This is a genomic window from Staphylococcus sp. HMSC071G07 (genome assembly GCF_001811435.1).
GTDB lineage: Bacteria > Bacillota > Bacilli > Staphylococcales > Staphylococcaceae > Staphylococcus > Staphylococcus pettenkoferi.
The window spans coordinates 1-11027 of record NZ_KV804748.1 but is presented as its reverse complement, the minus strand read 5'-3'; the positions used below and the strand labels follow the sequence as shown (position 1 = coordinate 11027).

The 11027-nt window shown below is 29.6% G+C and carries 8 protein-coding genes; all 8 read right to left on the bottom strand.

Features of this window, described 5'->3' with window-relative positions; translation table 11 throughout:
• Positions 1–490 precede the first annotated feature (490 nt).
• Positions 491–1831, bottom strand: coding sequence for an accessory Sec system glycosylation chaperone GtfB (gtfB, locus tag HMPREF2802_RS00050; protein ID WP_070502365.1), 1341 nt, complete (start codon positions 1829–1831; stop codon positions 491–493).
• Positions 1824–3335, bottom strand: a complete 1512-nt coding sequence (gene gtfA / locus HMPREF2802_RS00045; RefSeq protein WP_070502363.1) for an accessory Sec system glycosyltransferase GtfA — start codon at positions 3333–3335, stop codon at positions 1824–1826. Before gtfA ends, gtfB begins: the two co-directional genes overlap by 8 nt.
• Positions 3336–3352: 17 nt before the next feature.
• Entirely contained in the window at positions 3353–5743 is a 2391-nt protein-coding gene (gene secA2 / locus HMPREF2802_RS00040; protein ID WP_070502361.1) for an accessory Sec system translocase SecA2, read from the bottom strand.
• Between the two features lie 21 nt (positions 5744–5764).
• Complete coding sequence (gene asp3, locus HMPREF2802_RS00035; protein WP_080391568.1) at positions 5765–6271, bottom strand: accessory Sec system protein Asp3; 507 nt, start codon at positions 6269–6271, stop codon at positions 5765–5767.
• Between the two features lies 1 nt (position 6272).
• Positions 6273–7817, bottom strand: a complete 1545-nt coding sequence (gene asp2, locus HMPREF2802_RS00030) for an accessory Sec system protein Asp2 (protein ID WP_070502359.1) — start codon at positions 7815–7817, stop codon at positions 6273–6275.
• Complete coding sequence (gene asp1 / locus HMPREF2802_RS00025; RefSeq protein WP_002446817.1) at positions 7810–9366, bottom strand: accessory Sec system protein Asp1; 1557 nt, start codon at positions 9364–9366, stop codon at positions 7810–7812. The genes asp2 and asp1 overlap by 8 nt, the downstream gene beginning before the upstream one ends.
• Before the next feature lie 13 nt (positions 9367–9379).
• Positions 9380–10573, bottom strand: a complete 1194-nt coding sequence (gene secY2, locus HMPREF2802_RS00020; protein ID WP_070502358.1) for an accessory Sec system protein translocase subunit SecY2 — start codon at positions 10571–10573, stop codon at positions 9380–9382.
• A gap of 134 nt (positions 10574–10707) precedes the next feature.
• Positions 10708–11027 (bottom strand): LPXTG cell wall anchor domain-containing protein (locus HMPREF2802_RS00015; protein WP_083307568.1); only part of this gene is annotated, 320 nt, incomplete at its 5' end.

Sequence of the window (11027 nt, the reverse complement as noted above, 5' to 3'; positions counted from 1 at the left end):
TACTATAAATTCAACTTTGCAACAGAACCCAAAGAAATCTATCTGCTGAAAATACAACATATAAACAACAATTGCAGGAAGTTCAAAAATTAATGGCTATTAATTATATTAAAAATTATCATATAGAAATTGACGAAGTAACTTATTTAATTGGCCATTCAGAAACGAGTTCATTTTTATGAGCTTTCAAAAGATGGACAGGGCAAACCATCACCGAATTTAAAGAAACTTATTAAAAAGATACAAAAGTTTTCTTGATGAAAATGAATAAAAGCGTGTGGTTAAAGTTATGTATAAAAGATTCATAACCTATAATCTAAAGAATAATGGACAAACGCTTATATGACGCCGTTTGTCCATTTGTATTTGGTTTACATAATCATTTATTATGTAAATAATTTATATTAGATGAGTAGTAGCCAATGACTACAGTGATTATTTCTTTATTAAATTGCTTATATCTATTTTTCGTTAAAATCATACTATAAAATTAACTTTGCAACATAACCTTAATTTTATTAATGAGTTTTTCAGGTTCAATTTCATTTGAATAATTTTTCTGTAATTGTAATCTAGTTAGATATGTTTTCTTACTAATAGACATTTTTTGCAACATTGTTGTCAAATTATTAATATCTTTTTTCATAACAATATTTTCAGGGGCTGTAAACATACGATTATGTGCTTCATCATGCGTTGCAAATATCACCATATCATTTTCAAATGCTCGACCAACTGCATTCAATAGTTCATTACCTTTATTGTTATCTAAATAAATATCACATCGTTGATATAATGATTCAATTGTCTCTTCATTCGCCACTGGATACAATCGAACATTATCATATTTCATTAAATCTAATAGCCTATTAGACATTTCTGTAATAGCTGCTATATGAAATTGATATTCACTATTACTTTTTACTAATTCTTCAATACAAGACAATTGATCGGAATTTGTTAAAGTTAATATATTTCTAGTAAATTGGTTTTGCTTTCGGTAACTATAAAGATAGCCACCTCTAATTACTTTATCACGTTCTTTATCACAAAGCCCTTGGCGAATTTTTAGATATTCATCTCTATTTGGTATTATGATTGAATAATTTCTATTTAACGATTCATCAAACATAAGTTTCATATTTCCTGGAATAGTTCCATGACTATTTTCTTGCCAAACGAGAATTCCCTTTCCAATTGTATTCATTCTATATAACGCGATAAAAGGCATCGCTAGTGAATTAAAGATAATTACATCCAAATCTACATTTAGTTGTTTTAAGTAATATATGACAAATGCTTCTTGAGACTTGAAAAAGTGTGTCTTGTTTTTCCAGTTTAATACGTAGTCTCCAGTCACATAATTTTCATAGATAATTTCTTTGCCTAGGTGATCAAAGTACTTTTTCATTATAGCTTTACCAGCTAAATCATAAATAGCTTCAGCAAATTTAAACCCATTTTTATTATAGAAATCAACTGTGCGTAATCGTTGCTTGTTATCCAACCACTCAACTCGACTTACAATACGAGTTTTGAAATTAGGTTGATAGAAAATTTTACCTCTAACTTCCCCTAAATTTTTTATTTCACCCATATCATTTGTACCTGTAATTTCCCAGTAAGTTGGCACCTCTACTTCATTAAAGAATAAAGGCTTATCACTTGGATTAATTGGATTTTGAGCAAAAAATTGATAAGGAGAGGTAACATCATCTGGTAAAAAACCATCATCCTCTAAACAAATTGTCAAATGTTGATATCCTGCAAGTTTCAATGAACGATGTAATAATTGTGAGTTAAAATGATAATTATCAAATATATTAATCATGTAGCACCTCTTTAATTAGCATATCCCATTTTTCTACTATTTTCTGAGTTAAAAATTCACTAGCAATTTCATATGATATGCTTTCTGGATGTTTGGGTCCATTTTTAAAATATTTCACAATATATGAAGCTAGTTCATTAATCTTTTCTTCTTCATCTGCAGATTCTACATTTTCAGACATAAGATATCCATTTTCACTATTACGAATAAATGTTGGATTACCATAATTCACATTAAATCCAATCATTCCTAAGCCAGAACCTACTGCCTCCATTAATGTCAAACCGAAACCTTCACTTTGTGAAGCAGACACAAATAATTCATACTTTGAATAAACGTTCTGCAAATTAACATGGCCCTTTAATGTAATATAGTCTTGTGCATTATTTTCATAAACAATTTGTTCTATTTTATCTTTTTCTCCACCTTGACCATATATATCAAACGTTAATTTAGGAATCTCTTTTTTGGCTTTCACAACTGCTTTAGCAATCCAGTCTACATGCTTCTCTTTAGCCAGTCGTGATGCTGTTAGCATTGAATATGGCAGTCTCTTTTTCTCTGGATGAATAAGTTGATTTAAGCTACCTACAGGAACTGTTCTGATTAATGGATTATCATAAGTATATTTAGAAAAATGTTGACTTAAAATACGATTTTGTAAATCGGTCGCAGTAATAAAGAAGTCCACAAATTTTGCATTTCTAAATTGATATTCATAGTAGTTATTCCACAATATATTATCGCCATCAGTGGCATTATTACTAAAGTGTTCTGCATGAACTACCACACCTAATTTGCTAGCACCTTTATTTTGTAATACTGCTTGGCCAATTTTTGTAGCTCTATCTAGGATCACGATATCTCTATTTGATAAATTTAATTTATTCATGAAATATGCAACAAATTCTGCTTTACTATAGAGTTGTGCATCATCAAAGACAAAGACACTTTCTTTATCATCTATATATTCCTTATATGCAATTGTTCCATCTTCATTGTAAAACTGTCTCATATATATCTTGGCATAATTTTGATAAGGGGCATAATATTCAGAAAACACTCTCGTATAACTAAAGAAATCTTTTCTTACTAAATAGCCTTCAACGACAAACTCCACTCTATCCACATAATTTTTATCTGCATTTTTCATATAACATGTTGAAAATGAACTTTTATCATAATCAAAATACAATCTTTTGATTTTGCCATTATCCTCTATATGTGTAATTTCGTTACCGATTTCACCTATTAAATCATCTAAAGTATAAGTTGTTGGTGCGATTTTTATATCACTAAAATATTGATATAACCAAATTACTTCATCATCTTTAAATCCTATATTATCAGTCAATGTTTGGATGTTTTCAGAAGATATGAAATCTAAAAAAATAAATTTTATATTTCTATTCAACTGTCTCAATAATTTAGCTCTGTATGCTTGAGCATATTCAATACCACTACTTGCCCAACCTATGCCAAAATTCACATTATATACAGTCATCGTAACCCTCCTATATGTTATGGGAAATAAATCACAAGATCTCCATGTTTATCAAATGTAATAATACTTAAACACAAATTCCTTATAATATTTCGCTTTAATTTCATAGTCATAATTTCATATGATTCTAATGCAACTTTATGGTATTCATATATGGCATTTCTTTGGCCATTTTGACGATTATTAACATTAGCTTTTAGTTGTTGAAGATAATCTACTTGTTCAATCCATGCCATATCGATTGCTTTAATAATTGATTTTTGTATGTAGCGTAATATGAAATATGGATCTGATGCTTTCTTTTGATTATCCTCAAATTGATGTATAAAATGTTGTATTAAAAAGTTAACAATTGCCTCTTGGTTAAATACATCTATCTTTACATTATTCGATTCAAAGTTGAAAGATAGATTTTTATAGATATAGCTAATTATGTCTTTTTTATCATTTATATTAAAATTTTTTAAATCGTTTCTAAAAACATCCTTCGCTAATTGCTTATAATCAAATTGGTTTTTGTCAACCATATCTAAAATACGGTCTCTTTCTTTATAAATTAAATCTCTTTGTACACTAATGCTTTTTTCAAATTCATTAGCCATCTCACGTTGAACAATAGATGTCTCTTCTGAAACAGTCTGTGCTTTGTTTACAATGTTATTAACTTTCATTTGGAAAATCTTACTATTTTCTAAAATTTCACTATTAATTTTTTTCAACTTGTCGTTCTCTATCATTTTAGATTGACTCCATTTTTTAACAATGTAATCATCTAATGAAACAAATATTTGAGATACCCCTGGGTCACCTTGACGACCAGAACGCCCTCTTAACTGTCTATCTACACGACTATTTTCCATATGTTCGTTAATGATGACTGCTAAACCACCAATTTCATGAACTCCTTCTGCTAATTTAATATCTGTACCACGTCCTGCCATACTTGTAGCCACAGTGACTGCTGCTCTATTGCCTGCTTCCGAAATCATTTGAGCTTCTTTAGAAACATTTTGAGCAATTAATAAGTTATTAGGTATATCTAATTGGAATAGATTAGCTGAAAAATATTCAGCTGCTTCTGCAGTTCTAGTTATCAAAAGAACTGGCTGAGATTTTTTATGTTTTTCAACCACAAAATCAATGATAGCTTGGTTTTTTTCTTCCATATTTGCGAATACTCTATCTTCTAAATCTTGTCTCTGAATAGGTTTGTCAGTGGGAATCTCAACTACGATTTTCGAATATAACTCAAAAAACTCCTTTTCTCCTTGTTTGCCTGTTCCAGTCATTCCTGCAAATTTGTCAAAGAGTTTAAATAAGTTTTGAAATGTAATTGTAGCCATCACACTCTTATCAATGGATAATTCAACGTCTTCCTTAGCTTCAATTGCTTGATGCAAACCTGACTGTAATTTCGTACCTGGAAGCATTCGCCCTGTAATCCTATCTATTAACACAATCTCTCCATTTGATACAAAATAATCTAAATTGTAATCAAATAGATATTTTGCTCTCAATGATAAATTGATAATACGAACCAAATCAAAATTACTTTCATCATATAAATGGTGCACTTTAAAATAGTCATTTGCTTTATCAATACCTTGTTTTTTTAGCCAAATTTCTTTTTTATTTTTATTTAGTTTAAAATGTTGACCATCTTTAAGTGTATGTATAAATTCTTTTACAATATCAAATAAATTAGATTGTAATCGTGGTGCCCCGGATATAACGAGTGGTGTTTGTGCTGCATCTAAAATGATTGAATCAACTTCATCTAAAATTGCAAACTGTAATTCAGGTAAAAATTTAGTTCGCTTGTGATCTGCTAAATTATCTGTAAGATAATCAAAGCCCAAACGACCATTTGTAGTATAAATGATGTCATGTGCATATAGTTTTTGCTTTTCACCAGCTTCATATTCATAGTCTGGAATGTCTATAAATCCCAATGATGCAGTTAAGCCTAACCATTCATATAATGGTTTCATTTCCATGCAATCTCTTTTGGCTAAGTAATCATTAGTCGTAATTAAAAATGCTCTTTTACCTGTTAATGCATTTAAATATAAGGGCATCGTTGCAGTTAGCGTTTTTCCTTCTCCGGTCTGCATTTCTGCTATATTTCCCTGATGCATTACTATAGCTCCTAGTACCTGCACATCTTTGGGGTACATACCTAATACACGATAGGCAGATTCTCTTACCACGGCATATGCTTCTGGCAAAATTTGATCTAAAGTCGCTTTAGACTCCATTATTCTCTTTTTAAATTCTTGAGTTTTTGCTTTTAATGCTTCATCAGTATATTCAGAAAAAACATGACTCATTTTATTGATACTATTTAATGTTTTATTTAGTTTTTTTAACCGCATTTTATTAATAGTATTATCAAATTTGCCTGTCATTATGACACCTCTTTCTGAATTTTATACTTTATTGTGTCTGATTTTATCTATCATTTCACTAATATCAGTTGATATAGTTGAGTGACTGCTCTCTATATGTTGGTCTTCAATAATAATTCGGCGAAATTGTAAATGCTGAAATCCAGCATTCATTAATTCAATCTTATAAGAATAGGCATCTTTTGGATATTTAAACTCAATATCATCATCTTCGATAATCATAGTTTTAATTTTTTCACCATTCTTTTTAGATAAAACAATTTTAAAATACACTGATCTTTCAGGTGTGACATCATAATCAAAATTAATTTTATAATTGTTCCCTTTTTTCAATAGTGGTAATGAAGGCACTTGTTTATTTGTTGTATAACTTGATAACATGTTCCATTCATGTATCACCATTCCTGAGGGCATCAACGAATTGTCCATGCTGACAAAATTGTTCTTAAATTTTAGCTTAGTTCCATACATAAAAGTACTTTTATGTATCTTTGTCCAGGTGATATCAAATCGATTGTTTTGGTTCATATTACTCTCTCCCGAATTGATTATTTAAAATAATATGATAAAAGTTTACAAACCAACTTGTTATAGTTGCCGAATCATCATTATGTCTACCAGGAACGCCTCGTGTCATGATATGCGTTTTGGATTCTCCTAGCACAGACATTAAATCATCAAAGGCTATATCATCATAATCATCATTTTGCATATATGCGATAGCAAAAGTTGTATTTTCAAATTCATTTTGCTTAAATTTTTCCCAAAAACGCTTATTCAAATGATTGATGTTTTCCTTACTAAATGTGCCTTCTTGTGACATCAAAATGTCTAGTGCTGTTCCAAAATCATTGGGTCGTTTTAGTTTCATATTTTCAGCAATTCTACCAATATTCACTAATGGCTTACCAACAATCACAGCTCTCGGGTTTAATTGTGCACTATAGTATAATGCGCCAAATGACCCCATCGACAATCCAGATAATATCAAATCATCTTCTTTAAAATTTAAATATTCCAATGTTTCTTTAATAACTTTTTTTATGCTATTTTCATAGGTTTCAGATCCAAGATAGAAGGATCCACCTTCGATTCTAGGATCCCCAATAAGTAGAAATGGAGCATCTAGACTATTCATCATAAAATACCCTTCAAACCCTTCTAATGAACGATAACCACTAAAATATACATTTAATGGAGGCTTTAAATCGCCAGGATTGAAATAGTGTATATACTCTTCGCCATTTTCATCGTTGTAACGTTGACCACCCATTATAAATTGGCCCATCTCTGCACGAGACCACCTTTTATGGATTGCCCTAAGATGTACAACACCTGTTCCCTTTGCTTTTACTACTATAGAAATGTTTGCATCATAAGATCTTGGCATCAATTCCAAAGGCTGTTTTAAATCATCCTTTGTCAGGGTAATAACATCTTTCGTATGTTCTAATGAGCCAAATGGGATTAATCTAATTATATATTGGACATCAACATTTCCCTCTACAAAAAATTCTGGCCATAACTGTACCATCATATTCTTATCGTAAACTAAGTTTTGGTTCCAGCTAACAATTGGCGTATACGACTCTCCAAAATTTCCAGACAAAACGAGTTCCTTGTTACCAAAGTACTCAAATTCTCCTTCAAAATTAGGATTTACCTCCCCTTTAATTGGTGAGACTTTATCTCCGTATTGTTTAGTAAAAGCGCCCGCTTTTAATTTATGATGCAACTCATCTGTTGATTTATAAAATAATGGTTTAATAAATTTATATTTTACTCGAGAATCATTTTCGAATTGAAAATCCCAGTAGTTTTCATCTACATAAATCGTATATGGTTCTCCCACTATTTCAATAACTTTCATCAATTCTTGAGAATATGTTGTTTGAATAAATACTAAATCAAAGGAACCAATGTCATCTATTAAATTTTCAATTGCTTCTTCATAACCACTTTCAAATGTAAATAGTATTGGATCAAGATAATCGTTGTACACGTTTTTTTTATCATGGAAAATAGGTTCTAAATCTTCTCCACCGATTTGCAATATGTTAAATTTTCTAGCCATATAACTCTCCTTTTATCAAACGGTCCACTTCTCTTATTATCTTAGTCGAACTAAATTCATCTACTAATTTTATGGAAGATGCATAAGAATAATTCCAGTTTTTCAAACTTAGTAAGAAGTAATCTAACGCCTGTATCATATTAGATGAACTTGGTATTATTAATCCGTTTACATTAGATGTCACATAATCCGTTTCTATCATATTAATTTGAGGTACTCCTGCACTGATTGCGCTAATTTGCAGATATAAATCTGGTTCATCACCCAAATCTATAACTACTCTTAATTGTGACATTGCTCTAATTAAGTCTTCTTCAAATAAGACCGATTCAATTTTAATTATTTTTATAAATTCCATTTCTTCTTCTAACACATCAGCCATTTCTTCACTTAAAGTTCTTTGTTCTTCATTATATAATTCATTTTTTTCTTTTACTATGTCTGATAACCATTTTGGTGTTTTACTTGTTATATCTTTCATTAAAATAGTAACTCTATAGTTTTCTTTATTTTTAATATAACTATATAACTGATCTATTACAGGTTCTACTACATCTCTTGATAAATTATCTATCCAAAAACCAATATGCACATCATATAACTGAGAACTTATATTTGGAATTTTTTCAGTATCAAAGGGTGTAATTCTAGACATTTTCATGTCAATTGAATTGTTATTAACAATAAGACTACATTCTCTTTCATTTTCTTTTGTGTCAACTAAACAACTTTTTGCGGGTTGCATGGATTGAATTAAATGTGGCGTTATTTCTCTATTTCTATTTGAAAATAGAGAAAAACATAATTGATTTGCTTCAAAATAACGTGTAATTAACTGATTGTGTCTTTCATCGGAAGCAGCAATAAAATCATCTGATTGTGTTATTTGATCTTTATAAAATTTTTCAACAATCTCTTCTATTATTTCCAACATATTTAAATATTTACTATGGTCTAATAAATCTTTAACTGGGTTATTAACTAATACTTCTCCTGTTATTAAATTCTCAGTTAGAATATTTTCCCCCAATACATTTAAATAAATTTGTTCAACCTCAGTATCATTTTCATATTTAATAATTGAAGATATAAACCCTCTATCGTCAAATATCATCTTTTGTTGTTGCAATCCATTTTCATATTCATGTATATGAAGTACATATCCCTCTTGATTAAACGTAATTTGAGAATACATATTTTCACCTATAATTGTTTCTACCATAAATGGCGAATATACAAACTCTGTATCTTTAGGCCAATTCAAATCTAAATAATCAATAGCTCTAGGTAATGTGTTTGGAGCACTTTGTAACACATCAAAAACAGACCAATAATCACTTTCAAATAAATCATGTCTATGTAAAAACAACCTTAAATTAGGTGAATAATTTAATACTAGTAACTTATATTCATAACCATTTTTCTTATGCATAGACATTAAGCTAATCATGTCATCAAACTCTGTTTTATCCGGCTTATAATAGAAGGGAAGAGTATTGTCTTTCCACAATTTTTGCCCACTATACCACGCTGGTATAAAATATCTCATTGAAAATTCCTCCCTAATATTTGTCTAATATGCTTTTATATCTATCAAAATAAGAATAGGCCCTTAATGTTTCAGTTATACTTATACCAATATAAATCAACACAATAAGTTGTATTGAAAAATATATTTCTTTTGAAAGCTCTGGAACCAATAATGAACAATATAAGGGCACTGCTAAAATCAATGTCACTGTAATTGAACCAAACCAGCAAATTCTTCTCGCTTTTTTATTTAAATATCGCTCAGTTTCTTTACCAGGGCTAATACCTACAAAGTAATTTCCATTTTTTAAAAATTCTTTAGATTTCCTTTTAGTATTGATTAAAAATCTAGATAGTAAGTATCCAAAACTGATTTGTATTACAATATATACTGTAATACCTACAGGATTATCAAATCCGAAAATGTCTACATTCATTTCCTTATTCAAAAGTAATTTTCCAATTAAGTTAATAACACTATTTAACAATAGAAACAAAGATAAACTTATCATTATAGATATACTTCCTGCTGGATTTAATTTCCAAGCAATATATGAATGTGAAGTTTGTGTAGACATATTCATTATATCTTTATAATGAAGTCGATACTCTGATAATTCTATGTAGAGAAGTGTTAGCACCGCTATAACTAGTAATCCGATCACAATAAATAATGTTGCTGTTACATTTATACTAGACAATTGTTGATGAAATAAAGATTTTATTAAACTCATTAATACAATTGGCATTGGTCCTCCAATGCCATAAGTAGTATTTTGGTCAGCTAACCAGACTAATAGTAATGTCCCTGTTAATAAAACTAATACAAGTAACAGAATATTTGTGTTCTGTATTATATTATTCTGAACATAGGTATGGATAACATAGTATGCTTGTATCGTTGCTATGAGTAATGTTAATAGTCTTTCCTTTATTTGTTTTTCTGAACGAGTCTGCTTAATAACATTATCTACATCTCTATAGTTGAATAGCATGATACTAATCATTGCTGTTAACCACGGTCCTAATCCCAGTGAAAATACGTTCAATGAACTTAAATCTCCACCGACATTTGAAACAGCTAATTTAAAAAAGCTATCATGGCTGGTTTTAATTGATTCATTACCAATGATAGAAATATTACTTCCAAATATGTATATAAAAAGAACGAACATTGTAAAAATAATCCTTTTGTGTAAAATCTTAAAATTTTTATTTCTTAACATTTTTTCCACCTAAAATTCTTATTTAATATGAGTGCAAAGAGGCTAAAACATAGTTGATTTACTATCACGTAAACTCAATATTATGTCTTAGCCTCTTTGTTTTACTTCATATTATCATAGATTAAAATCTATAATTATTTTTTATCTTCTTTGTTTTTACGTGATTTTTTCACTAAACCTAATCCAGCAAGTAATGAGAGAACAGCTCCCATTAATACGTTTGTATTATTAGTATCATTTCTGTTACCAGTTTCAGGAAGTTCTTTGTTCTCATCACTATTATCTTTGTGATTTAATTGTTGCACTACATTAGATGAGTTTGTACTTTCTCCAGTTGATGCACTATTAGAAGTTGCATTCGAAGTGACATTTGATGCACTTGTTGACGCACTGTCTGATGTACTCATTGAGTTTGAATCAGACACGCTTGCGCTTACTGATGTTGAATCAGATG

Bases quoted from the DNA above. Each gene is read 5' to 3' on its own strand.
- secY2 (WP_070502358.1), bottom strand. From the start codon at position 10,573: ATGTTAAGAAATAAAAATTTTAAGATTTTACACAAAAGGATTATTTTT.
- gtfA (WP_070502363.1), bottom strand. From the start codon at position 3,335: ATGACTGTATATAATGTGAATTTTGGCATAGGTTGGGCAAGTAGTGGT.
- asp3 (WP_080391568.1), bottom strand. From the start codon at position 6,271: ATGAACCAAAACAATCGATTTGATATCACCTGGACAAAGATACATAAA.
- asp2 (WP_070502359.1), bottom strand. From the start codon at position 7,817: ATGGCTAGAAAATTTAACATATTGCAAATCGGTGGAGAAGATTTAGAA.
- asp1 (WP_002446817.1), bottom strand. From the start codon at position 9,366: ATGAGATATTTTATACCAGCGTGGTATAGTGGGCAAAAATTGTGGAAA.
- secA2 (WP_070502361.1), bottom strand. From the start codon at position 5,743: ATGACAGGCAAATTTGATAATACTATTAATAAAATGCGGTTAAAAAAA.
- gtfB (WP_070502365.1), bottom strand. From the start codon at position 1,831: ATGATTAATATATTTGATAATTATCATTTTAACTCACAATTATTACAT.